Source organism: Streptomyces botrytidirepellens (assembly GCF_003721215.1).
GTDB classification, from domain to species: domain Bacteria; phylum Actinomycetota; class Actinomycetes; order Streptomycetales; family Streptomycetaceae; genus Streptomyces; species Streptomyces himastatinicus.
In genome coordinates this window covers 1-23,309 of record NZ_RIBZ01000243.1, presented here as the reverse complement: position 1 = coordinate 23,309, position 23,309 = coordinate 1, and the positions used below count along the sequence as shown (strand labels likewise).

The 23,309-nt window shown below is 67.1% G+C and carries 17 protein-coding genes and 1 pseudogene; 5 read left to right on the top strand and 13 right to left on the bottom strand.

Annotated elements, in window-relative coordinates:
- Nucleotides 1-117 precede the first annotated feature (117 nt).
- Nucleotides 118-1,074 (top strand): aldo/keto reductase, encoded by a 957-nt coding sequence (locus EEJ42_RS19065; RefSeq protein WP_123101121.1) that lies wholly within the window; start codon nucleotides 118-120, stop codon nucleotides 1,072-1,074.
- A gap of 44 nt (nucleotides 1,075-1,118) precedes the next feature.
- Here EEJ42_RS19065 and EEJ42_RS19060 read toward each other — a convergent pair whose 3' ends face one another.
- The 4 genes from EEJ42_RS19060 to EEJ42_RS19045 all read right to left on the bottom strand — a co-directional run bounded on the left by EEJ42_RS19060 (nucleotide 1,119) and on the right by EEJ42_RS19045 (nucleotide 3,182).
- A complete protein-coding gene (locus tag EEJ42_RS19060) occupies nucleotides 1,119-1,424 on the bottom strand; it encodes a hypothetical protein (RefSeq protein ID WP_123101120.1) in 306 nt (101 codons plus the stop codon).
- 88 nt (nucleotides 1,425-1,512) lie between these two features.
- Nucleotides 1,513-1,869 carry a hypothetical protein gene (locus EEJ42_RS19055; protein ID WP_123101119.1) on the bottom strand — a complete coding sequence of 119 codons (357 nt, stop codon included), beginning with the start codon at nucleotides 1,867-1,869 and terminating at the stop codon, nucleotides 1,513-1,515.
- Between the two features lie 183 nt (nucleotides 1,870-2,052).
- Entirely contained in the window at nucleotides 2,053-2,337 is a 285-nt protein-coding gene (locus EEJ42_RS19050) for a DUF397 domain-containing protein (RefSeq protein ID WP_123101118.1), read from the bottom strand.
- Nucleotides 2,337-3,182, bottom strand: coding sequence for a helix-turn-helix domain-containing protein (locus tag EEJ42_RS19045; RefSeq protein WP_123101117.1), 846 nt, complete (start codon nucleotides 3,180-3,182; stop codon nucleotides 2,337-2,339). The genes EEJ42_RS19050 and EEJ42_RS19045 overlap by 1 nt, the downstream gene beginning before the upstream one ends.
- A gap of 225 nt (nucleotides 3,183-3,407) precedes the next feature.
- Between EEJ42_RS19045 and EEJ42_RS19040 the strand changes: the two genes are divergently transcribed.
- On the top strand, nucleotides 3,408-4,040 hold the full coding sequence (locus tag EEJ42_RS19040) for an ATP-binding protein (RefSeq protein WP_123101116.1): 633 nt from the start codon (nucleotides 3,408-3,410) through the stop codon (nucleotides 4,038-4,040).
- A 43-nt stretch (nucleotides 4,041-4,083) separates the two neighbouring features.
- On the opposite strand, the gene EEJ42_RS19035 is transcribed toward EEJ42_RS19040, so the two are convergent.
- From EEJ42_RS19035 to EEJ42_RS19020, 4 genes are read right to left on the bottom strand one after another with little or no spacing between them, the layout of a single operon-like run.
- Nucleotides 4,084-5,184, bottom strand: coding sequence for a DEAD/DEAH box helicase (locus EEJ42_RS19035; protein ID WP_123101115.1), 1,101 nt, complete (start codon nucleotides 5,182-5,184; stop codon nucleotides 4,084-4,086).
- A complete protein-coding gene (gene drmB, locus EEJ42_RS19030) occupies nucleotides 5,181-7,079 on the bottom strand; it encodes a DUF1998 domain-containing protein (protein ID WP_148081991.1) in 1,899 nt (632 codons plus the stop codon). The genes EEJ42_RS19035 and drmB overlap by 4 nt, the downstream gene beginning before the upstream one ends.
- Before the next feature lie 5 nt (nucleotides 7,080-7,084).
- Nucleotides 7,085-10,243: a helicase-related protein gene (locus tag EEJ42_RS19025; protein WP_123101113.1), complete on the bottom strand. Its 3,159-nt coding sequence runs from the start codon at nucleotides 10,241-10,243 to the stop codon at nucleotides 7,085-7,087.
- Nucleotides 10,240-11,856: an NERD domain-containing protein gene (locus EEJ42_RS19020; RefSeq protein ID WP_123101112.1), complete on the bottom strand. Its 1,617-nt coding sequence runs from the start codon at nucleotides 11,854-11,856 to the stop codon at nucleotides 10,240-10,242. The genes EEJ42_RS19025 and EEJ42_RS19020 overlap by 4 nt, the downstream gene beginning before the upstream one ends.
- 160 nt (nucleotides 11,857-12,016) lie before the next feature.
- Between EEJ42_RS19020 and EEJ42_RS54240 the strand changes: the two genes are divergently transcribed.
- From EEJ42_RS54240 to EEJ42_RS19005, 3 genes are read left to right on the top strand one after another with little or no spacing between them, the layout of a single operon-like run.
- Complete coding sequence (locus EEJ42_RS54240) at nucleotides 12,017-15,595, top strand: sigma-70 family RNA polymerase sigma factor (RefSeq protein ID WP_148081990.1); 3,579 nt, start codon at nucleotides 12,017-12,019, stop codon at nucleotides 15,593-15,595.
- On the top strand, nucleotides 15,592-16,590 hold the full coding sequence (locus EEJ42_RS19010; protein ID WP_123101110.1) for a hypothetical protein: 999 nt from the start codon (nucleotides 15,592-15,594) through the stop codon (nucleotides 16,588-16,590). Before EEJ42_RS54240 ends, EEJ42_RS19010 begins: the two co-directional genes overlap by 4 nt.
- Complete coding sequence (locus tag EEJ42_RS19005; protein WP_123101109.1) at nucleotides 16,587-17,474, top strand: DUF6339 family protein; 888 nt, start codon at nucleotides 16,587-16,589, stop codon at nucleotides 17,472-17,474. Before EEJ42_RS19010 ends, EEJ42_RS19005 begins: the two co-directional genes overlap by 4 nt.
- Here EEJ42_RS19005 and EEJ42_RS19000 read toward each other — a convergent pair.
- From EEJ42_RS19000 to trmB, 5 genes and pseudogenes are all read right to left on the bottom strand, one after another.
- Nucleotides 17,443-18,759, bottom strand: coding sequence for a DNA cytosine methyltransferase (locus EEJ42_RS19000; RefSeq protein ID WP_123101108.1), 1,317 nt, complete (start codon nucleotides 18,757-18,759; stop codon nucleotides 17,443-17,445). The genes EEJ42_RS19005 and EEJ42_RS19000 overlap by 32 nt on opposite strands.
- Complete coding sequence (locus tag EEJ42_RS18995) at nucleotides 18,756-19,763, bottom strand: DNA cytosine methyltransferase (protein WP_123101107.1); 1,008 nt, start codon at nucleotides 19,761-19,763, stop codon at nucleotides 18,756-18,758. The genes EEJ42_RS19000 and EEJ42_RS18995 overlap by 4 nt, the downstream gene beginning before the upstream one ends.
- A complete protein-coding gene (locus tag EEJ42_RS18990; RefSeq protein ID WP_123101106.1) occupies nucleotides 19,760-20,215 on the bottom strand; it encodes a very short patch repair endonuclease in 456 nt (151 codons plus the stop codon). The genes EEJ42_RS18995 and EEJ42_RS18990 overlap by 4 nt, the downstream gene beginning before the upstream one ends.
- A 68-nt stretch (nucleotides 20,216-20,283) precedes the next feature.
- Nucleotides 20,284-21,916, bottom strand: a pseudogene (locus EEJ42_RS18985) (PrsW family intramembrane metalloprotease).
- 64 nt (nucleotides 21,917-21,980) lie between these two features.
- Nucleotides 21,981-22,784 carry a tRNA (guanosine(46)-N7)-methyltransferase TrmB gene (trmB, locus tag EEJ42_RS18980; RefSeq protein ID WP_123101105.1) on the bottom strand — a complete coding sequence of 268 codons (804 nt, stop codon included), beginning with the start codon at nucleotides 22,782-22,784 and terminating at the stop codon, nucleotides 21,981-21,983.
- Nucleotides 22,785-23,309: the final 525 nt, after the last annotated feature.

Sequence of the window (23,309 nt, the reverse complement as noted above, 5' to 3'; positions counted from 1 at the left end):
CCGGCGGCTCTGGCGCTCTCTCCCCCCTTGACGCCAGGGCCGCCGGTTCTCTGTCCGCGGCCTCCGCTGTGGCCTCCGACGGAATAACCGCCTCCGCCATCAGCGTTGTGGTGACGCATGACTGAGACCCGCAAGGACACCCGTCAGAACATCGGCAGCCTGTCCGTCTTCCCGCTCTCCCTGGGCGGCAACGTCTTCGGCTGGACGGCCGACGAGGCCGAATCCTTCGAGGTGCTCGACGCCTACGTGGCGGCGGGCGGCAATTTCATCGACACCGCCGACGTCTACTCCGCCTGGGCACCCGGCAACGAGGGCGGCGAGTCCGAGACCGTCCTCGGCAAGTGGCTCGCCTCCCGCGGCAACCGCGACGACATCGTCCTCGCCACCAAGGTCGGCGCCGGCGTCCCGGAGCCCCGCGGACTCTCCTCGTCCGCCATCAAGTCCGGCCTCGACGAGTCCCTCCAGCGCCTGGGCACCGACTACGTCGACCTCTACTACACCCACTACGACGACACCTCGGTGCCGGTCGAGGAGATCATCTCCACCCTTGACGAGCTGGTGAAGGCGGGCAAGATCCGCGAGATCGCCGCCTCCAACATCTCCGCCCAGCGCCTCGACGCCGCCCTCGCCTTCTCCGCCCAGGAGGACCTGGCCCGCTACGTCGCCCTCCAGCCCCACTACAACCTGGTCTCGCGCGACACCTTCGAAGGCGAACTGGCCGACGTCGCCGCCCGCCACGGCCTGGCGACGCTCCCGTACTACGCGCTCGCCTCCGGCTTCCTCACCGGCAAGTACCGCCCCGGCACCACGGTCGACAGCGCCCGCTCCACGGGCGCCGCCCAGCACCTGGAGACCGAGCGCGGCCAGAAGGTCCTCGCCGCCCTCGACGACGTGGCCGCCAACCACAACGCCGACCACGCCTCCGTCGCCCTGGCCTGGCTCACCGCCCAGCCCACCGTGGTCGCCCCGGTCGCCAGCGCCCGCACCCCCGCCCAGCTCCCCGCCCTGCTGGCCTCGGTCGACCTCCAGCTCACCAAGCCGGAACTGGACCTCCTCACCTCGGCCTCGGACTGACCCCTGGGCCACGGCGCCGGGACGGCGACGCGCCGTCCCGGCCCCTACGCCCCGTGCCGGTCCGCCAACACCCATGAAGCGGCGGCAACCGCACCGGCGACCCCGAAGACGGACGGCCACGCGCCCACCTTCTTCGCCAGCGGATGCGACCCGGCGAACGCGGCCACGTACAACCCGCCGAGCGCGGCCGCCGTCCCGTTCCCGGCCTTCTCCCGCCACCCCTTGGCGGCCACGGCCCCGGCCGCCGCCAGCGCAACGCCACCGAGCGGCCGCCGCTTGGTCCACCGGGCCACCCCGTACCCCCCGACCAACCCACCCGCAGCCACCAGCCCAGCCGGTACCTCAGCCATGCCGCTACCTCCCACTCCTAGGGTCTCTTTGGTCGACCCTATGCAGGCGGCACCGCGCACGGGCCCGTTTACGGCGGAGGGCCCGGGCCTACGCCCTGCGGATGCCCCAGCCGACGACGGCGTGATGTCCTTCCCCGCCGGACTGCTCCACCCGGAAGACACCGTCGCCGTCAGCCGTGAAGCGGTTGTTGTCCCCGTCGATGGGGATCTCGAAGCGCAGCGTCACGGTGTGCTGGTTCCGCGCCGCGTCATCGCAGTTGCTGGAGACGTACGCCACCCATCCCTCGACTCCGGCGTAGACCGTCAGCGGAGACGCGGCCTCGAACAGGCTGTCCTGCCCCTTGCGGATGACCTCGGCAGGTTCGGTACTCCACCGCCCCCACGTCAGGCGAGTGTCTTTGAGAGTCAGCCGACACCCGCTGTGGTTGTGCAGGTGAGCCTCCACAACTGCGCAGCGCCGCAGGCGCCTGGGCCTCCTCGCCGGAGGCTGCATGGGCGGTGCCGATGACGCCGCCGAGCATGGCCCCGGTCGCCACGGCTGTGATCAAGCGTGATGCCTTCATGGCGGACTCCTCCTCCTGGACGATCCCGCCACCATGACCCGGCCGACCGGAGCCTCACTGGATCCTTAGCCCAGCTCGTCGCGCCGCACCGCCGTCACGAAGTCCGTCCACGCCCGCCCCGAGAACCCGAGCACGGCCCGATCCGGATCCTTCGAGTCCCGCACGGCCGTGACGAACTTTGTCCAGGCCTCTTCTGGAAACGAGAGCGTGGGACCACCCAAGTTCTTTGAATCCCGCACGGCAGCCGAGCCTGGCCGGAAGGCCGCCTCGACGCACTCAGTGTTGCCGGCACCGCTGTAAGAGGACTTGAACCAGCCGCCGTCGTTCTCCGATATGCAGGGCTCGCGCATCAGATCTCCTCGCGGACGCGTTCGATGAGGGCGGAGGACGATGCCATGTCCAGCGCCTGTGCGCGAAGGTAGTCGAACGCGAGCCGATAGCGCTCCAGTTCCTCGTCCTTTTCCATGAACAGCGACCCGACGTGGATGTCCACGTACACGACGTCCAGGGAGGGCTCCGCGCCGCCGAGGATCACGAAGCTCCCCATGGCGGCCGAGTGCGCACCTTTGGCGAAGGGCAGCACCTGGAGCGTGATGTCCGGCGACTCGTTGGCCCGCAGCAGGTGGTCCAGCTGTTCCCGCATCACCTCGCGTGAGCCGACCACCCGCCGGATCACCGACTCGTCGAGGATGGCCCAGAGATGCGGCGGCTTCGGCCGGCTCAGGATTTCCTGCCGCTTCATGCGGATGTCCACGAGGCGCTCGACCTCTTCCGCGGACAGCCGCATCTCGGAGGCGTGCTGCACGGCCTCCGTATAGCCGCGGGTCTGGAGGAGCCCCGGCACGTAGAGGCAGGCGAAATGATCCTCGCGGACGGCCTCGTCCTCCAGCGTGAACAGCAGGTTCATGGTCTCCGGAAGCGAGTCCGCGAACGAGGTCCACCACCCCTGCCGCTTGGCGTCCTTGGCCAGGCCGACGACGGCCTTCCGCTCCGCCTCACTCGCCCCGTACTCCCGGCACAGGGCGTCCACGATGGGCCACTTCACGGGCCCTTCCTGCGTCTCGTACCGGCTGACGGTCGCCTTCGAGACTCCGACGAGTCGACCCGCCTCCTCCAGCGTCATCCCCTTGCGGGCCCGGAACTTTCGCATCATGACGCCGAGCTGGCGGCGACGAGTGGTGGCCCGCGCTGGCATGACGGCTACCTCTTCCTCTGGGGCTGGCGGTGAAGGACGAGGCCAGCGGCAACAAGGCTATGGCCGGGCGAAGTTGGCCAACCAGCGGATTCACCCTTTCGAGATTCCGTGAGAAGTTACATGGTGAGACTTCTCGCGTCATACTCTCAGAAATAAGGCTACGCAGCGCAGTCGTACGGACACGACTGGGCGCAGTGCTGCCGTAGCGCCCAAGGGAGTGTGGCCATGTACCGCTACTCAGTCACCGAACCCCCACCACGCCGATGCGTCCTCCCCTTCGTAGCCGATGCTCCGCAACTGGCCGACCTCCGCGGAGCCGTCAGGGCCGAGCTCGCCGCCTGGGGTATGTCGGCCCTGACCGACGAGGCGGAGCTGATCATCACGGAGCTGGCGTCGAACGTGATCAAACACGTCGGCCAGGGCTCCGCCGCCACCCTCGTCCTCGACGCCGGAGCAGACCAGCTCCGCGTGGAGCTGCACGACAAGAGCGATAAGGAGCCTCAGCGCCTCCACCCGACGTGCGACGAGGAATCCGGTCGTGGCCTGCAACTCCTCTCCGCCCTGGCTCCCTCCTGGGGCACGACCCGCACGGCGGTCGGCAAGGCGGTCTGGTGTGAGCTGCCGCTGGCCCCGGACGAAACCCGCCGCCGCATCTTGCGGGCGACGACCGTGATGGAGTCCTACGGCCTTGCGGTCGGCGGCCCGGCCGCAAGACTCACCCGCCGCCCGGTACTTGAAGAGTCGGCGACCAGCCTGATCCTGGACCTGTTGCACTGGCTTACGGCGCAGGGCCTGGACCCCGACGACATCCTCGACCGCGCCCAGACCCACTTCGAGGCGGCCTGCCAGGCTGCATGACGACAAGGTACGAAGCGCTGCTGTGCACCAACTCCGAGCGAGATCAGCCGCTGTGTCGGGCCAACAAGGATTCCGGGATGCTCGCCAGGATGGCGGGTTCTTGCGGCCCTCGATGGGCGAAGTGAAGATCCTCTCGGGCGCGAGTACACAGACCGAAGAGGCGAAGACGCGCGTCCACACTGGTCGGGTCCTCGGTGTACGCGTCCAGGTCCGGTACGAAGACGCTGTCGAACTCCAGGCCCTTCATGCTGGCCGTGCTCACGATCCGGATCGGCTGCGCCGAGAAGTCCATGGTGTTCCGGTACCGATCGTCGTACGCATAGGCCTGGGTGTGTTTCGCAAGCCCGAGGTGTGTGAGTTCGCTCTGGACATCTCGCACCGTATGGGTCGACCTGCAGATGATTCCGATGCTTCGTTCCGGATGCGCGTTGAAGTAAAGGGAAACTCCGGTCAGGAGATGCCTCAGCGAGGGAACTTTCAGCACAGTGGGTGTTCTGCCGACACGGGTCGGTAAGGTCATCCCGTCCCTGACCTCCTCGCGGAACTCCGACGCCAGCAAAGCGATCTCCCGACTGTTCCGTCGGTTCTCCCGCAGCACGACTGGACCGGCCTGAGCGGCGACGGCCTGGCATATTTCGGACAGGGTGCTCTGGTCATCGCCGATCCGCTGATTTTCGTCCGCGCACACGGTGACGCCGACCCCAAGGATGTGGCACAAGTGATAGAAGCCGACGGGCAGCTTTTGACCTTCGTCGATAACCAGATGCGCGGTCGAACCGACCCGATGCCGGATACAGTCCCGCTGCATCTCGCTCCAGTCGTAAATCCAACCGTCCTCGTCAAGTTGTGGCGGGTCGGTCCGGAAACGTCGGCGCCAGAAATCCCTGACCCACAGATGGTAGGTGGTGACGTTGAGAGCTTCCGTAAGGTCCGGAGCCATTTGAGCGAGATACTGATGCAGCAGATTGGAGCGCGTGAAGAGGGTCACCTCGCGACCGGCGGTTGCGAGTGCCCAGGCGCGATAGACGGCCATCACGGTCTTTCCGGCGCCGGGTGAGCCGGTGATGACGTGGCTTCCGTGGAACGGAAGGTCGATGACGGCCTGCTGCTCGGGCGCGAGGTCAAGGAGGGAAGGAGTCTTCATGGAAGGTCGATGGCTCCGGCCGATTCCTCCAGCGCGGCTTGGACAACTCCTCGGAAGAATCCGGGGACCTCACCGTCGCCGATCAACAGCGTTCTGTCCAGTAGAGAGTTGTCGATCTCGCAGCAGGTTTCGGGTAGGAGCGTGCACGCATGGCAGGCGGCACGGTTGAGGTTGGCCAGAGACCGACCGGTCGAGTCGGCGCACAGAGGGTCCTGCGAGCACCACTGAGCCGATTCGAGTAGTCGGATCAGGGTCTCGACGAGGTTCGGTGGTTGCCCTTGGCGGACGAGCCCGCCCAGCGTCCCTTCCGCGTCCCCGGCGGCGGTGTAGATGAACACGCCGGCTTGGGGTGGATGCTCGCTCCCCGGGGCGTGGCTGCGAGCGTAGACGCGTTCGCGTAGCGAGGCTGCGTTGTATCCGCTGTCGTAGGAGAGTTGGCGGATGAATTGGTGGGCCAGGGTGTGCAGCATGACGAAGCGTGGGAGGAGTTCCGGACCCGACTTTGCCCTCAGACGGTCGGCTTTGAACGAGGCACCCAGATTGCCCTCGATGCGTCGTGTCCAGTCGCGTACTGATGGAATCCTCTCCCAGGCGCTCACACGTTCCTCGTCGACGGCGATGAAGATTCCTTCACCGTAGGTCTCTATGGCAGGCAGCCAAAGGGCTCGGGCCTGCGTGTTGACCGAGACGACGCGTCCGCTCTCGCCTTCCTCGCCTTCGCCGGAGTTCGGCTCGTACCGCGTGAACCCTTCGAGCGCACGCACCTCGCGTACACGGTCCGCGACGACGACCGCGGAGATATCCGCAGCCAGCTCCTGCATGGATCCAGGGTCGTCGTGGTCGACCCCGAGGCGCGTCCGGCGCACGGTGAACGTCTTCGAATCGGTGACGGATTCCGGGGCGGAGAAGGCTGCCCATTCGGCGATACTGAGGTCATCGTCCGCATCGGCCGCGGACGGCGTCGAGGCGGCCTCGGCAGCATGGCGGCGCCGCACAGATTGCACAAATTCCTGGGATACCCCGCACTGGTGGGCGATCACCCCTCTGTAGGAATCGGCAATCGGACTGCCATCCTCACTGATGAAGCTGGGCCATAGCTGGTGATTGACGACTCGCTGTGTCAATTCGTCGTCCTCGGGCAAACCCGCCGGTGCGGGGATGTCGAGGGCCGAGTGCGTGATGGGGAAGTACACGTTGGAGGCGCCGCGCTGCACCGCCTGCGGTGTTTCCTCGCAGGATTCTGCCTCATCGGTCTCGGATTGCCAGGGGTGAGTTCCGGGGCACGCCAGGCCCATCTGCTTGAGGATGCTCTTCTGGCTGATTCCGGCCAAATTGCGTCCGGCCTTGCAGACAGCACAGACGACGCGCAATGCCTCCAGCCCCGAGGATTGGGGAGTGGCGACGAAACGAAGCCGCCGAACCTGGCATTGACGCTGGGAATGCCCTTCGCCTCTGGAGTGAGCCCATCGGCGCCAGTCGATGTCGGCCATATGGCCTGCCCTACATACCTGGATGAATCGCATGGGAGCCAGCTGGGGCTTTCCTGCGCAACGCTCGCAGGTCGGTTGCTTGTCCCGTAGCTCACGCTCCCGATCCAGGCGCCAGAACTTCATATCCCTGCACTGAGGGCAGAACAGCCACTTCGGGAATCGTACGTAAGAGGGCCCGAGACGAGTCGCGAAGGCAGCCTTCCCGGAGGGGATGACGGGGGCTGAACGAAAGCCCTCGACGCCCAACTTCTTCGCGAGCCGTGGTGAATCCACTGGCTCGGCGTAGCGCGCCCAGCTTCGGACATCGGCGGCTACGAACGATTCGCCTCGGAGGTCGAGGATTCCGCCGACACCGAAGGGAACGATGGTCTGTGCCCTGCGGACCTTGCGCCGAACATCCCTCACTGCTCTCACGCTCCTTTCACGGCGACGAGGCACTCACGGTCGACGTTCCGCATCGACTGAGCCGTCTGCCATAGGCCGCCTTGCTTGCCGAAGTCGGTGAGGAGTGATTCGTACGACCGCCCCTGGGGCTGGTAGTAGAGACGGCTGCCGTCGCCACGCGCGATCTCGGCCTGCTGGCGCCACTCTCCGATGAGCGTGTCCAACTGTGCGGCCGCCGCATCGGCCTCGTCCGGGTCGGCCCGTCGCACGTGAGCCACGACAAGGTCACGGATCCGGGTGACTTCGGTTGTGTGATCGAGGATGTCCCCGGCCTTGTTCTCCGCGTCCAGACCGAGTCCGTGTCGCACCAGGATGGTGAGCACGGCGTGCAGGGCCCGGTTACGAGAAGGCAAGGACCACGGTGTGACGCTGGTCGGCTCGACGTGTCGATAGAGCGAGCGGTGATAAACACCGAAGGACTCGTAGTGGGACCGATCACGTGGTTTGGTCGAGCGGAAGAGCGTCACGATCAGACCCGGTACGTGACGACGGCCGACGCGGCTGGTGGCCTGGATATATTCCGATGTGGTCTTGGGCTGCCCGTTCATGAGCATGAGGCCGAGACGCGGAACGTCGACGCCCACGGACAGCATGTTGGTCGTGGCGAGGAATGAGACACTGCCGCGTTCCTTGAACCTCTTGCCCAGACGCTCGAGGAGTTGTGGCTGAGCGGCCCGCGGGATGTTGCTCGTGAGCTCGACCACCGAGTCGTCGTTCAGTTTGCGCCGTCGGGTGTCGTCCCTCGTCAGGTGCTCGAGACGTGCGGGGATGTCGTCCCTCGCGATCGTGACGGTTCGTCCCAGTTCCCGCAGGCTGTTGTGATAGGCGACCGCGGTCCAGTACGCGTCGCGAAGGGTGTCGTCGTCACAGATCTCCTTCGGGGCCTGCAACGCGGCGGCGCCCACGTGAACCGTCGAGGTCGAGGCGGTGTGCCCCTGTGCCATGACGCCCACGTACAGACGTCCCGGCTTGTCCTTGTCGGGCGAGGCGAAGTAGGAGCTACCAGCTTCGATCCCCGCTGGGGGGAAGAGCTGCGCCGGACGACCGTAGAGGCTGCGGATCTGGTCCTGCGAGCGTCGGATCGTGGCTGTCGACGCGATGACCTTCGGCACGGTGCCGCCCCAGGCGCACAGCTCGAGGATGGCCGATTCGTACAGACCGACCGTTGTTCCCAGAGGGCCCGCCAGTAGGTGCAACTCATCCTGAATCACCAGTGAGGGGGCGCGTTTGCCGTCCCTGCCGAAGAGGTTCCCGGCCTCCCGCTCCCATGCCAGGCGGGCGAACTTGTCCACGGTGCCGAGCACGAACGTCGGAGGTTCCCTGTAGATCTGCTCGTCCACGACGGACACCGGGAGGTGCTCGTGGAAGACACAGGCGTCGCGTGGGCAGAAGAACGAGGTGGTGACGCCGTCCGCCCGGATACCGAAGTCCCGGTCCTGTCCCTGCCGTTCCGGGACGATCTCCGTGCCGCACCAAGGACAACGTTCCAGCAGGAAGCGATCATCAGGTTGGTTCATCTGTTTCAGGACACCGAGTTCTTCCTGCGCGACGGAGATCTTGTTCGGTGTCGTGTCCCTGCCCACCCAGAGTCCGATGGAGATGGGCTCCTGCCCCAGATCGCGGGGAAGCGGTCCGTCGTGTCCCTTCCTGATGTATTCAAGCGCGCAGATGGCTGTTGCCGTGCGCTGGAACTGCTGTGTGGTGAGCAGACTCAGCGTGTATCGGCTCAGAACGGCGGTGCCGCCCCCGGCCGCCCCGAACTGCAGCCGACGCCAGAGGATCTCGAAGCAGGCCGTGAGGAGATATGCCTCCGTCTTGCCTCCACCCGTGGGGAACCAGATCAGGTCGACCGTCTTACGGTCCCCGTGTTCCGGGTTCATCAGGCCCTCGACCACGAGCAGGAAGTAGGCGAGCTGGAACGGGTGCCACGCGTAGTCGCCGTCGGGCTCTGCCAGTTCGAGTACATCGCTGTTCCTGCGGCGACGGCTGCCCGCCAGTTCAGGGCGGCTGTGGAGCATCTGGAGTGCCATGGCACGGTTGGCCAGACGGAAGGCTTCGCGGGCCTTGTCCCCCGAGGGGGTCGATGCGGTGAGGGCGACCACTCCCGACTCCATGCGATCGAGCGCGGTCGCGATGCGCTCAAGGATTCGCTTGGCGGGGCCGGCAGCCCATGGCTGCAAGTCTTCCGCCTGCGACCGCTGGGCGTCGAACCACGTGCGATAGCCCAGGACGAAGGCTTGCAGCTCGGCCCGGAGATCTTCGACCGCGAGATCGGTTCGGGAAAGATGCGCGAGGTTGAGCACCGGCAGGTCCTTGGGGCCGTCGGGCTTGATGTGCTCGACCACCTGCTGAGGCATGACGTCCGCCCGCACGGTGGTGACCGGGCCGGCATCGGTGTCCCACTCGACGGCACATCCGTGTCCCACGGCCCTGGTCACGATGTTCCGATACTGGACTCGAAGCTCCTGCTCCTCTTCGTCACGGCTGTTGAGACGGGTGCTCGGATACTCGAGCACCTCTCCGCCGAGGGTCGTGGCCCGAAGTTCTGCCTGGAAGAGCATCAGGTCCCGGTCCTTGTAAGTGCTCTCCTCCTCGGTGTGCGCGTTGGCCAGTACGCACGTGACGAGATGTCCGGCCGCGAAGGGGCGCCAACGGACATGGAGACGACCATGCCCATCCAGAACGGGGACGGGGGTCGTCTGTTGCGTGGTGACGGTCTCCGTTGTGGAGAGTCGTGGTTGTCGTCGCCAGCTGCGACGACCGCCTTCGCGATGGGTCACATAGCGAGAGGCTTCACACGCCACCTCGATGTTCTGGGCATTGGTGAAGAAGGAGAAGCCCAGGGAAGACGGAAGCCATGCGTTCGCCTCGGCCACAGGGTCGTCGGCGAAGCTGTCCTCCTCACCGTTTCCGGCCTCCGATTCGTTGAAGTCCTGCTCGCCGTCGTCCTGCGAGTGCTCCAGTAAAGAGGCTCCACGCGGATACAAGGTGCCCATCAGGTAGCGCCGGTCGGGCGGGTCGACCAGGGTCTCGTCCTCGGCGTCGGCCGGGCCGACCAACTGCCGGCGGAGATACGCCACGAAGTCGTCACGGTGCTCGGAGAGCTGTGCTTGCGATGCGTTCACTTGAGATGTCCCTCTCGCGTCAGTACCGCAACACCCAGGTCCGTCAGTATCGATCGGGTGCCGGGGCGGAGAGCGACCCAGAGCTGGGCGCGGGCTCGGGTGCAGGCGACGTAGAGCGCGTCGAGGCGGCCCTCGAGGTGCTCGGGTTCGAGGTCGATCAGACAGACGACATGGTTTTCGTGGCCTTTGAAGTCGGAGACGGACGACCAGGTGAGGCGATGTTTCGTGCGGTCGGTCCCGACCACATCGGTGAATCGCTCGATTTTGGAGGCTCGCTGGGACAGGCGGGCCGAGCTCGTTTCCCAGTCCCCGGAGGCGGAGAGCAGCGTGATGTCCCGCGGTGAGACACCCTCGCCCACGAGTTCGTTCACGTAGTCGTCGAGAAGGGCGGCCTCCTCTTGAGTGTCGTGCACGTCGACGAAGCGGACCGGCTCCCCCTCACCCGCCGAGGCGACGCCCAGGTCGGCGCCCGTGTAGGAGCGCACCTGCTTGACGATCTGCACGGTGTTGCGGCAGTTGCGCTTCATGGGCCCGTACACGAGACCCAGCGAACGCACATACTCCCAGGCGTCGGGATCGTAGGCGTCCGGGTTCAGCACCTGATTGTTCTGGTCCAGCATGAAGATCCACCGGCCCTCTGCGAGACCACCCGGGACCAGAGCCTCCAGGACGTCGAGACTCTCCACCGTCATCAGGTCCTGCGCCTCGTCCACGATCAGGTGGTCGAAGCCACGTCCCTTTACCTCGTCGAGGCGGTCGAAGGGCAGGACGGTGATCGCGTCGTCGGTGAGTATGCGGCCCATGTGGGTCGCGAGCGTGGTGCTCGCGCAGGTGAACAGGACGCTGCCGTGGGCGGACTTGCGACGGGCCGCCTCGGCGGCGAGGAACGTCTTTCCGGTGCCCGCGCCACCGGTCCAGATGAGGCGGGGATTGGATTCCAGCTCGTCGAGCCTGTCGAGCTGTTCGTTGGTGAGACGTTCGAAGGCAACGTCGAGATGCGTCAGCTTGGACTGCAGATTGGGTACGAGGTCGAAGTCCGGGCGGATGGCCTCGAGTATCTTCTTGCGCTGGGAGGCAGGGACGGGGGTGCGGGCCCACCTGTTCCGTGACAGCCAGAAACGAGTGGCTCGTTCGATGCCCTGTGCCAGACCGCGTCCGCCGTCGTACGCGGTGGCGCCGAGATACTGTTGGGGTTCGAACTCCGTCGTACGTTGAAGGTCGACGTCCGGGGTGATCACCAGGTATCCGCTGGGGACACCGTGGTCCCTCAGGTCGCCGACCAGAGCGCCGATTTCCCGCTCGAACTCGTGCATGCCCCCGCTGGCCTGTGCAAAGGGGCTCTCCTTCGGGCCATCCTCGCGACCGGGCGGACCGTAGTACCACTTGCCGTCGCGCTGGTGGACCCGACCTCCCTTGACCTCGATGAAGAGCAGGAGGTCGGGCATGATTACGACGAAGTCGATCTCGCCGACACGTTTCTTGTGGTGCCGCGGGAGATGGACCGTGTGCAGCGCGACGCTCTGGTCATCGGGAATCGCCTTGAGCGCCGCGAACACGCTGCGCTCGGCCCGGCTCCTGGTGTTGCTCGAGATCTCGCTCGGAATGATCCGCATCAACTCTCCCCATGGTCAAGCCAATACGTTCTCAAAGTATCGAGCGGCGGAACCTCTTGGGGTGGGCGTGTCCCGTGAGGAGTGCTGGCAACGGCGGCCTGTTGAGTGATGGACTACGAGGGCACAGGGGACAGAGACGTAGTGGGGGCGCGGGGGCGTGATGACCACGGGGCAGGGAGGGGCCGCCGGTAGACGGACGGATGAGACCGGTTGGAGTCTGCTCGTCGGCCTGATTCGTCGGTTCGCCGCTGAAGGGGTTGACCGCCGCACGGCTCTGGGACAGGTGATGCGGGCCGCGCGCCTCGACGCGGAGCAGACCCAGTCCTTGTACGAAGCCGTGGCGGCGGCGGAGGTGGCGGACGAGGACGTCGAGGAGGAGTCGGACTTCACACAGAGCTCGACTGCCGACGACGGGGCCGGTGCGGGCGAGGTTCTCGAAGACTTGGATCCCTCCGAGGACGAGGTAGGCCCGGACGTCGAGTCCTTTCGAGGGACGGTGCGTGTCGACGACTTGGACGGGGCTCGTCGTGCCGCTCGGGAGCTGCTCGAGGCCGATCGGTGGTGCGCCGAGCCGCACAAGCGTGTGCTGAGCGCCGTGGAGGAAGTGGGGCTGTCTCTCTTGTTCCGAGGCGCCGGTGAGCCATCGGGATCGTTACCCGACGGCTACCTGGCGACGCTTCCGCCGGGCAGTGAGGCGTACAGGGCCTTCTCCGCGATGGTCGCCCACAATCAGCGACTCGTTCATAAGATCCTTCAGCACTGGGCAATCAGCCCCATGTATGACGATCTTGCGCAGCACGGCATGATCGGGCTCATACGTGCTGTGGAGAAATTCGACGTTTCCTTGGGGTGCAAGTTTTCCACCTATGCCACCTGGTGGATTCGGCAGCGCATCACTCGGGCTATCGCCAATGAAGGGTCGGCCATTCGGCTCCCGGTCCACATATGGACCGACGTCGAGAAGGTACGGAAAAAGGAGCGCGAATTTCTTGTCCAGGGGAATACGCCTAATGTCGATGACTTGGCCCTGGCGTGCGAGCTCAGTCCCGAAAAGGTGATGGAGTGTTTGCGGTTGGGTCGTCGGGCGGTCCTGTCGCTCGACCAACCCGTCGGCGAGAACGCGAACGCGACGCTTGGAGAACTGGTCGTCGATGAGTTTTGGCCGGTACAGGGGCCGGAGCAGGTGCTGTGGTCCGAATTCGAACGCGAGGAAATATTTCAGCTGTTCGATGCGTGCGCATTCGATGACAGAACTCGCGAAATCCTGAAAATGCGATTTGGGTTCACTGACGGTGAATCCTGGACGCTTGAACAAATTGGTGAGCAAGTCGGAGTCACTCGCGAACGTATTCGGCAGCTCGAGAAGCGTGCGCTGACGGCCCTGAAGCACCACATGACGGTGACTTCCGACAGTCCTGACGCGGAACACCATCGCCTGGAGGGCGCCCGCAAGGGCGCCCAGGAGGTTGATGAAAGCACCGCACCTCGCGGAGGCCCGGAAGGGTGGGAGGACGCAGGGGCCACCGAGGCGCCTCCGGGCGACAGCGTCGACCTGCCGGAGACAGAGAGCAGTTCCGACGGGAGAGAGGGAACGGTGATCTCGAAGGGGACGGAGTTCGGTCGGTGGTTGGCCGAGCGGATGCAAGAGAATGGGACGGACGAGAGCGACCTGGCACGCCGGCTGGGAGTGCCGCGAGCGCTTGTCGAAGCTTGGGTGCACGACCGTTCCGTACCTCGCCCGGACGACTTGGGCAGGGTGCGGGAGGCCCTTGGAGTCGGTGATGAAAGCGGGCAGAACTCCGTGGCCGATCCCGAGCGGTACGAAGAACCCGCCAAGACGTCAGTGGTGTGGTACCACCGTCCCGGACATGACGACGGCGGCCGGGAGTTCGGCAACGCGGCGGCCTTCGCCTTCGAGGCCGATCTGGAGATCCTGGCCCGTGAGGCGACTCAGAACAGCCTGGACGAGCGCGACAGGAGGAACGATGAACCGGTCAGGGTCCGCTACACCCTGCATGAACTGACCGGTGACCGTCTTGCCCGTTTCCTCACGGCGATCAGCTGGCGTGATCTCCAGCCGCACTACGAGGCGGCCGCCGCGCAGGACCAGAAGGTCGGACGTGTCATCAGCGCCGGTCTGCGGGAGATGCTCGAGCGGGATCGGTTGGTCCTTCTTCGCGTCGACGACTACAACGCCAACGGGCTGACCGGTGACGACTACGAGGACGGCCGATTCGCCGCCGTGGTGCGCCGCCAACTCGACAGCCACAAGTCGGACGTGTCGGCCGGCGGTTCATACGGCCTCGGAAAGGCCACGCTCTGGGCGACCAGCCGTTTGGGGCTCGTCCTCATGAATTCCACGCTCTCCGAACCGCACGAGGGACACACTCGGCGGCGGCTGATCGGACGGCTCGATCTGCCCTGGCGAGAGGTGGACGGCCGGCGATTTGCCGGTCCGGCTTGGCTGGGTCGGCCGGACACCGAGGCGGACAACGCGGAGGTGGTCCGCTCGTGGTGGGGTGACGAAAGGACGGTCGAGAACCTTCATCTCAACCGGGAGGGCGATGATCCCGGCACATCGTTCTTGATCGTCGGAGCGCATGACGTGGCCAGCCTCGCCGAGGCCGGACTGGACCAGGAAGGCGATCCGGACGACGACGAGGACAGCCTTGAGCGCATGCACCAGAGGTTGGTCCGCGCGCTCGGTCGTAACTTCTGGGCCGCGATGACAGCGGGCGGGGATCACCAGCCCTTGCTGGAGGCATCGGTGCGCACGCTGCGCAACGGCGTGGAGATCATCGCTGATGAGCGGGTCGAGCCACACGTGCACCAACCCGCTCGCTCGCGTGCTCTTCAGGCCTTTCTGAGCGGGACCACTGTGGACCGCCTCACCGAGGCCGGGCAGGTGGCGCGCATCACTGTGCCGTTGAAGGTTCCCGCAAGGGACGGCCTTGCGGATACGGCCGGCGAGCACCAGGCAGTCCTGCTCGTCACCGAGGCAACCGACGCCGATGGCAAGATCAACCGGGTGACCGCGATGCGCGGAAATCGCATGACGGTCAAGACCAGCTGGGTGCCCGGCATCCCGGCCTCGACCAACCCGTTCCAGGCAGTTCTACTCACGGGGCGTGCGGCGGGAGACGACGCGCCGTTCGCGGACGAGGCGGAGGAGTTTCTGCGGTCCTCCGAACCGCCGGAGCACAACAAGTGGGGCCAGACCGAGGAGTTGCGGATGCGTTATTCGCCCTCGGCCCATCGACGGATTGCGGCATTGACGTCGGAAACCAACAAGGCGGTGCACGAGCTTGTCGCGCTCCCCAAGGGCAAGAAGTCGAGCGGCACGAGCAAGGTTCGCAAGCGACTCCCGATCTCGGGTAAGCCCGCGGCCAAGATCAGGGGAGCGGTGACCCCGCCGAAACTGGACGATCTGGAGGCAGCGATCGGCCCCTCCGGTGCGTGGGAGATCACCGCAGAGGTCAAGGTGGCGCCTGACGGAGGGCCCTGGCGTATGAGTCCCGTCGCCAAGCTGGATGTCCGGTCCGGCCCTCGTCCTGTGGTCAAGTGGGCCGAACTCGTCGCTGTCGAGAACTGTGAACTGGCCAATGGGATCTTGCACTTCCCACCAGGGACCCGCCGTGCCGTCTTTCGAGGCGTCACCGATGTTTCCACGCATCCGGTGCGGGCCGCGTTGACCGGTCTTTTCGTCGAGCTGCACGAGAGCAAGGGAGGCGCCGCGTGAGGGTCTACCCATACCCCCGACTGACCGGGGCGGTGACGGTGCGGGTCACGGCCGTGCGGCTGCGCGGCCCAGGCGACGCCCGAGAACAGTTGGACGCCAAGGGGAGCTCGGTTGTCGAGCGGGTCGTGGCGCTCGGTATGGCCGAGCGCTCAGACTGGCAGAGCGCACGGCTCGCCCTGACGGCGACCGTACCGGCCCGTGAGATCGAGAAGAGGGGCCACTGGTCCGATGTCGCGGTTGTCGCCGTTCTGACCGAGGGGGCCACCAACGTACGCACTGCTGCGCGTTTGGTGCCCGGCCCGGAGAGCGGCAAGGAGTGGACGGGGGAGATCGAGCTCGACCGGGACGACCACCTGGACCGTGCGTCCCTCGCTGTGCACGTGGTGGCCACAGTCGGAGGGATAGAGGGTCGGGTCATCGCCTCGACCGACCAGGACCAGGAGTGGATGATCGATGTGACGGCCGACGAGCCGCTCAGGGATCGCGAACTCGACGTCAACACGGTCAGCTTCGCCCGTGGCGGCGAGCGGTTGCGGAGTTTCCAGGGTGCCCCTTGGGTCCTGGACACCGCGGGGCGGATGCCCACCGTCCGACTGAACTCGGATTTCGAGGGGCTCGTAGCGCTCGTGGAAAGCCAGGGCTCGAAGGTGAAGAGCATCCTGCGCGAGATGTTGTTGGCCCAGATGTCCTCCGATGTGTGGACGGCGGTCTTCCACACCGCCATCGGTGACCTGGAGATCGAAGATGACGGGACTCCGCTCTTCCCTCCCGACTGGCGAGGTGCGGTGCTCCGCGAGATGCTCCCGGACGTCGTCCCCGGGGAGTCGGAGGAGAACGCTCTCCGAGAGGTGCACAGCCGCCGTACCGGCGAGGGGAGCTGGACGGACCTACAAGCGCGTATTCAGTACGCGGCCGCCCGTCGCGCCGAGGTCGCCCAAACGTTGGCCGGCGCTGTCCGCGACATCGAACGACTCGATCAGGAGACCCACGCGTGACCTACCGTCCCGAGTACCTGCCGGAACGGCTTGCGCTGATCTCCGACCTGCAGGCTGCCGAGTACATCTCCTCAGGATTGCTGGAGGGACGCGAGGGTGTTCCTTCCATCGCGCTGAACAAGGTTGCCGAGACGCTGCCCGGCGAGGACGCGCGGCTGCGGCTGGACCGGGTACGAGATCTGATCGACGACGCCATGTCCAGGTTCCAGGACGAACGCCCCACGGCAGCGGATGCGTGGCTGGCCCCGCGCCTGCACGAGACCCTTCGGTTGACTCGCCGGGAAGCGGCAGACAAAGAGCTCTGGACGTATATGGCCCTCGGGGTGGCTCCGGACTACGTCGTCTGGCGGCACCTGTCCGAGCCGAAGGCTGATGGTTCGCCCGGCCGCGTGGCCCGGGACAGATTCATCGGCCCGCACTACAAGCAGACGTTCGCCCGGCTCTGGTGGGCGGCCGAACTCTTCCGCGACGGCTCCGACTATCGACCCGTCGTTGTGGCTTGCGGCAATCAGGACATGCTCAACTCGGCTCTTCGGTTGGATGTTATCGACCATCGCCCCACCGCTCTGGCTCTCGTCAGGATGATGGAGCGAGGGACCGTTCGCACCGGTCGCGAAGTGAACGCCATGACGTCCGCGGTCAACGCCGCTGCGGCAACCCTGATGTACGACGTCCTCGCTCCGGACGTGGAACGCGACGGGGAGCCACTGCGCGACTGGGTCGCGGGTGCCGAATCCTCTCTCCCATCGCCCAGGAACAATCTGCCCGAAGGCCCGGAGGAGCAGCGGGCTCCGACGGAGTCGATTGAGCGGCTGGTTGGTCACTTCGCAGAAGTGTTTGCGGACGCACAGGTCAGGGGGCGGTCTCCTGGCGAGAGCGAGTGACCTTGTGTGATTCCGGAGGACATCGACTCTGATCGCCGCACCCGAGCTGACGCAGTTCGTCCGTGGTGGCCGGGGACACGCTCGGCCACGTGCTCGAAGCTGCCAACTCCTCGGCCGAGGGAGTATCCCCGCGCAACGCCCTGCCCAACACATGCATGCCCAGTCGAGGAGGTACGGCATTGCCGACCTGCTGGGCCTGGTCGTTCCCGGACCACGGGTAGTTGTGCGGGAAAGTTTGGAGAACTCCGGCTTCCGGAATGGTGAAACGGTCGAACCGGTCGGCCTCGTAGTCCGCGAGGCTTTTGTAGACCTTGTTTCGAGAGATCTTCCCGGTGACGGTGAAGGCAGGCTCGGAGGACTTGCGTCGGCCTCGGTTCTTCGGGTCGCCTCCGGATCCGTAGTTCGACACGATGAAGAACTTGATCTCGCTTCCCGTCCGGAGCCGGGACACATCCACGGGGGAGTCCTTCAGCTTGCTCGCCGCATCGAGCGCCTCCGCCATGGAGATCCAGCGCGGCTTGGCCCCGGAAATCGTGAAATCGGTCGGGAACGTTTCCGCTTGGGGAGCGTTGCGCTTTCCCCGTTGCAGTTCGAAGGGCAGATGAGTTGCTTCGAGCGGTTCGATGGCCCCCTCTCCCGGCATCCGCGCGACGAGTACGGCCCGTTTGCGCGTCTGTGGCACCCCGAACTGCTCGGTTTTCAACTCCCAGCATTCCGCCTCGTACTTGACGCCGGCGAGCCGTCCTTCGCCGCCGCGAAGGAGCTTCGCGTAGACCTCCCAGAGGGGCAGGACTGCGGGTACCTGCTCCAAGACGATCATCTTGTACGGGTCACGGTCCTCCGTTTCGATTGCTTTGATGAGCCAGCGGAGGGGCTCCAGGACCAACGCGGTGCGTGAGTCGCCGAGGGAATGCAGATCCTCGTCGATTCTGGCTTCGTCCTCTCCGTCCACAAGGCGGTGGATGAACTCCTTCACCGTGTCCAGTGCTCGCCGTCCCGCGCCGTTGCCTGCGACGGAAAAGGACTGACAGGGCGGGCCCCCGGCGAGCACGTCGACCGATTTGGGAATTTCGTCGAAGCGATTCTCACGCATGACGCTCACATCGGCGTGAATCGTCGGAAGTCCTGCCGCGTAGCGCGTCTCGCACGCGTTGCGGTCCCACTCGATACCGATGCTTTTGAAGCCCAGGAAGTGCGCTGCCACGTCGAGTCCGCCAGGACCTGCGAAAAGGTCCAAGATGCGTACATCGTCGAGATGGTGAGCGTGTGTTCCTGGGTTGTTCATGGGGTTGAAGTGTAGCCGGCGACGGGGTGCGCAGGTGCCCCGAGTGCCGCTCGGATCGCCAGCCCGAGCGCTTTGGCCACGGGTGGTGGGGAGGCGTGCCCGATCTGACGGTAGCGGGCCGTCTTCTTCCCGGCGAATCCCCAGTCGGATGGGAAACCCTGCAAGAGCGCGGCCTGGTCTGTCGTGATCCTGACCATCCCGTCCCGTCCCGCCTCCGGTGTCCAGACGAAGTCCGGTCCGGGAACGTTGTCGGCCACGGTGCCGCCGTCGACCCCCATCCGGGCCCACGCCTTCTTCGTCCCTGTCGGTCCGAGGTCCGGGCCTCCTCGGTTGTCCGACCCGCCCACCAAAGTCGGTGCCACACTGATTGCCTGTGCTGCCCATCGGTCGGCGTCCCGCCAACCGCGCATGGCCATCGAGCGGCGCAGGGCGCGGCCCACGGACACATGCTCGCGAACCGTCGGCTCCGGTGGACGGAACGCGTCGAAGTACTGCTTCTTGAGCGCGACGAGCAGCCCTTGCTTCCGGTCCTGCGGCACCCCGAAGTCGGCTGCGTTCAGAACGAACCACCGGAACCGGTAGCCGAGATGATCGAGCTCCTTGCGGATGAAGTCTCGTATCGGCTCGTAGTCGGGCGCGTCCACCAGCCCCGGGACGTTCTCGATGAGCAGGGCTCGGGGCTGGACGGCATGTGCCAAGTAGACGGCTGCCTCCAGCAATCGCAGCTCTGCCTCCGTCTCGGTGCGCGCGACGGTGGCGCTGGACTTCACGCGGGGCAGACCGGCCGACAACAGATCTACGTCGTAGATCTCCTGGTGCCGCGAAGGGGAGAATTCCAGCAGATCCGTTCCCAGAACCTGCCACGCCGGTCGGTTCATGCGCAGCGTGTCGCAGGCCACGGGCTTCTCGTCCAGGAGCAGTACGGGTTCGAAGCCGGCCTGTTCCAGTCCCAAGGCCAGTCCACCCGCCCCCGTGCACAGATCGACGAATCGTAGTTCGCTCATAGGCCCCCGCCCTGTCGCCGTCGTTTCCGCCTACCGGCCTTCTCCCGATCGACGGCTGCCGCCACCTGACGCATGACGGCGTCCGGTGACTCGTGTTCCCAGAAGCGCAGCACCGTCCAGCCCTCCGTCAGCAGCTGTGCGTTCGTCTCCTGGTCCCGCTCGATGTTGCGATCGAGCTTCTGGCGCCACCACTGCGCGTTCGCCTTGGGACTGGTGGCGTGCTCCGGGCAGCCGTGCCAGAAGCAGCCGTCGATGAGCACGGCCAACCTGGCACCCGTGAACGCGATGTCGATCTTCCGCCTGGGCATGCCCGGAACCGGATAGTGGATCCGGTAGCGGTATCCGGCAGCGTGGAGGAGCTGCCGCACCGCCCGTTCGACACCGGTGTCCTGATTGGTCTGCCGGCTCATCCGGGCCGAGACCTCCGGACTGGATGGGAGTGCTGCGCGCATGGCCCCAGTGTCCTACTTTCCGGAGTCCTTGCGGTCTACGACTGCGGAGTCGACAGCCTGCTGGACTGCTACTGGTGGGTTCGCGGGCCCGCAGGGAGATGTGGGGGCTGGGGCGCGTACGACGGGGGGAGCGCGTACGTCGGGTGCGGGGTTCGTTGGGCTTGGGGTGGTTGGGGGCCGTGGCCGTACCCGGGGCCCGGCGAGCCGTATCCCGGGCCGGGGGNGTGGTTGGGGGCCGTGGCCGTACCCGGGGCCCGGCGAGCCGTATCCCGGGCCGGGGGCGCCGTAGCCGTATCCGTAACCCCCGTACGGCGGGGTCGGCCAGTACGGCGGGGGGAGCGGGCCCTGGGGTGGGCCCGGGTAGGGGAGGGGGAGGGAGAGGGCCGCGTGGGCCAGGGCCGGTTGGGCGGTGTCGCGGCGTTCCCACAGACGGTCGAGGAGTTCCCGCTCGCGGGTGGTGAAGTCCGGGCCCGCCGTGCCCCGGTGCGCGCGGCGGCGGAGGAAGGCGAGGGAGGTCGCGGAGGCGATGTACTCGCCGACCGTGCGGGCCGCCGCCGCGCCCTGGCTGCGGCGGGCGAGGTCGCGGGCGATGCCGCGGGCGCGCATCGAGGACAGCGCGATCGGCTCGGGCGGGGTGAGCCACCCGGCCGCCTGGTAGGTGGTGAGCTGCTCGCGCACGGTGCGCAGCTCGTTGTTGCGGGACCAGATGGTGAGCCAGGTGAGCAGCCCGAAGACGGGGACCATGAAGGCGGCGTAGACGATGATGAAGCCGTAGCCGCCGAGGGTGGACGAGCCGTTCCAGAGGCCGTGCAGGACCATCGCGGTCAGCAGCGCCGCGATCGGCAGCAGGACGCGGCGGACGCGCTGGTGCCGGGCGGCCGCGGCGGCCAGGCCGAAGCCGACGCCGGTCATGGCGGTGAACAGGGGGTGCGCGAAGGGAGACATCACCCCGCGTATGAAGAACGTCGCGGCGGTGGTGGACCGGATGCCCGAGTAGCCGAACTCCTGGTCGCTGACGAAGGCCGAGCCGAGGTAGAGGATGTTCTCGGTGAAGGCGAAGCCGGTGGCCGTGATTCCGGCGACGACGACGCCGTCCACGATCCCGTTGAAGTCGCGTCGTCGGAACACGAAGAGGAGGAGAACGGCCGCCGCCTTGGCGCTCTCCTCCACGAACGGCGCGATGAGGGTGGCCCCCCAGGTGTCGGCGTCGGCGCGGCCGCCCGGGGACGAGGAGTCCGCGATGGTCGTCATGAGCCATTCGGTCGCGAAGCCGTTCGCGATGAGCGCGACGAGCGTCGCGGCACACGCGCCCCAGGCGAAGGCGAAGATCAGGTTCCGCCAGGGCTTCGGGTCGACGCGGTCCAGCCAGCGGAAGACCGAGATGATCAGCGGTACGGGCAGCACGGCGAGGCCGAGGCCCACCAGGAAGCCCTTGGTGCCCGTTTGCTCGCGTACGAGGGCCAGGATGACCAGGCCGGAGAGTGACAGCAGTCCGATGAGCGCGGTGGCGCGCAGGGCCTTGTTGTCCCAGAGGCGGCTGAGACGGCTCGTTCTGCCCCACGGCCCCGGGTGCCCGGGGTGCCCCGGGTGCGGCGCGTGTGCCCAGCCTCCCGGAGCGGCCACGCCGTCGAACCACGGCTGCTGGTCGTACGGCGTGACCGGCGGATCCGGCGGCTGATGGGGGGACGGGGACTGATGCACTCAACCGACCCTAACGAACGGGGGTGTGGCCAACTGCGTGATTATCCCCATTGGAGCAGGGGCGCTATGCCTCGTTGCGGCGGAAGATCAGGTCGTGGACGATATGCCCCTTGTCCAGCCCCTGGGACTCGAACTTGGTGAGCGGGCGGAAGTCCGGGCGCGGGGCGTAGCCGCCGTCGGGCTGGGTGTTGTCGAACGACGGGCTGGCGGTCAGGACCTCCAGCATCTGCTCCGCGTACGGCTCCCAGTCGGTCGCGCAGTGCAGCAGCGCGCCGGGGCGCAGCCGGGTGGCGGCCAGCTCGACGAACTCGGGCTGGAGCAGTCGGCGCTTGTGGTGCCGCTTCTTGGGCCAGGGGTCCGGGAAGTAGACGCGCAGCCCGGCGAGGGCGGCGGGCGCCAGCATCTCGCGCAGCAGGATGATCGCGTCGCCGTTGGCCACCCGGACGTTGGACAGTCCGTCGCGCTCCGCGAGCGCGAGCAGGTTGCCCTGGCCGGGGGTGTGGACGTCGACGGCGAGGATGCCGGTGCCGGGGTCGGCGGCGGCCATCTGCGCGGTGGCCTCGCCCATGCCGAAGCCGATCTCCAGAACGACGGGGAGGTCCGGGTCGCCGAAGAGTTCGCCGAGGTCGAGGCGGTGCAGCCCGTCGATGTCCAGCCCCCACTGCGGCCACAGGCGGCGCAGCGCCTCGCCCTGGCCGACGGTCACCCGGCCGCGGCGGGGACGGAAGGAACGGATGCGGCGCTCATGGTGCGACCCGGCCGGATCGGCGGCGGGCCCGCCGGGGAACCGCGGCTCCCCGCGGTCGCGGGCGGGGGCGGTGCGGTGGCGCTCCGCGTGGGCATCGGGGGCGGTGGAGTTCTCGGACACAGTGCTTCCGATTCTACGGGCGGGGGCGCGGCCGCCGGCGGGCCCACCGATGGCCCACCGGCGGGCCTGCGTCAGGGCCCGCGGGGTGGGCGGGGCCCATGGCCGGGCGGGTGCCCCGTTGCGTGGGCGGGGTCGGGCCGCTCGGGGGCCTGCGGACGTGGGGTTTGTGGAGGGGAGGCCCGGGTTTTCGGGTGGCCCCGGCCCGGCGGGGGCTGGGCCCGGGCGTGCGGTGTGGTCGGCGGTTGCCGGGCGGCGGTGTGCGGCCCGTCCCTGGGCGTGCGGGGTGGTCGCGGCCGACGGGTGCGCAGTCCCCCGGGCGTACGGGGGCGTCGCTGTGGCGGGCACCGCGGGCTCCGCGGTGCGGAGTGGTCGCGGGTCGGCGGCGTGGTGCGTCGCCCCCGGGGCGTGAGGGGCGGTGGCTGCTGCCGGGGGCCCGCCCCCGGCGTACGGGGTGGTCGTCGCAGTCGGCGGCGTGGTGCGTCGCCCCCCCCGGGGGCGGGGTGGTCGCGGCTGCCGGGGGCAGTG

Bases quoted from the DNA above. Each gene is read 5' to 3' on its own strand.
- EEJ42_RS19065 (WP_123101121.1), top strand. From the start codon at position 118: ATGACTGAGACCCGCAAGGACACCCGTCAGAACATCGGCAGCCTGTCC.
- EEJ42_RS19060 (WP_123101120.1), bottom strand. From the start codon at position 1,424: ATGGCTGAGGTACCGGCTGGGCTGGTGGCTGCGGGTGGGTTGGTCGGG.
- EEJ42_RS19050 (WP_123101118.1), bottom strand. From the start codon at position 2,337: ATGCGCGAGCCCTGCATATCGGAGAACGACGGCGGCTGGTTCAAGTCC.
- EEJ42_RS19045 (WP_123101117.1), bottom strand. From the start codon at position 3,182: ATGCCAGCGCGGGCCACCACTCGTCGCCGCCAGCTCGGCGTCATGATG.
- EEJ42_RS19040 (WP_123101116.1), top strand. From the start codon at position 3,408: ATGTACCGCTACTCAGTCACCGAACCCCCACCACGCCGATGCGTCCTC.
- EEJ42_RS19035 (WP_123101115.1), bottom strand. From the start codon at position 5,184: ATGAAGACTCCTTCCCTCCTTGACCTCGCGCCCGAGCAGCAGGCCGTC.
- EEJ42_RS19020 (WP_123101112.1), bottom strand. From the start codon at position 11,856: ATGCGGATCATTCCGAGCGAGATCTCGAGCAACACCAGGAGCCGGGCC.
- EEJ42_RS54240 (WP_148081990.1), top strand. From the start codon at position 12,017: ATGACCACGGGGCAGGGAGGGGCCGCCGGTAGACGGACGGATGAGACC.
- EEJ42_RS19000 (WP_123101108.1), bottom strand. From the start codon at position 18,759: ATGAACAACCCAGGAACACACGCTCACCATCTCGACGATGTACGCATC.
- EEJ42_RS18995 (WP_123101107.1), bottom strand. From the start codon at position 19,763: ATGAGCGAACTACGATTCGTCGATCTGTGCACGGGGGCGGGTGGACTG.
- EEJ42_RS18990 (WP_123101106.1), bottom strand. From the start codon at position 20,215: ATGCGCGCAGCACTCCCATCCAGTCCGGAGGTCTCGGCCCGGATGAGC.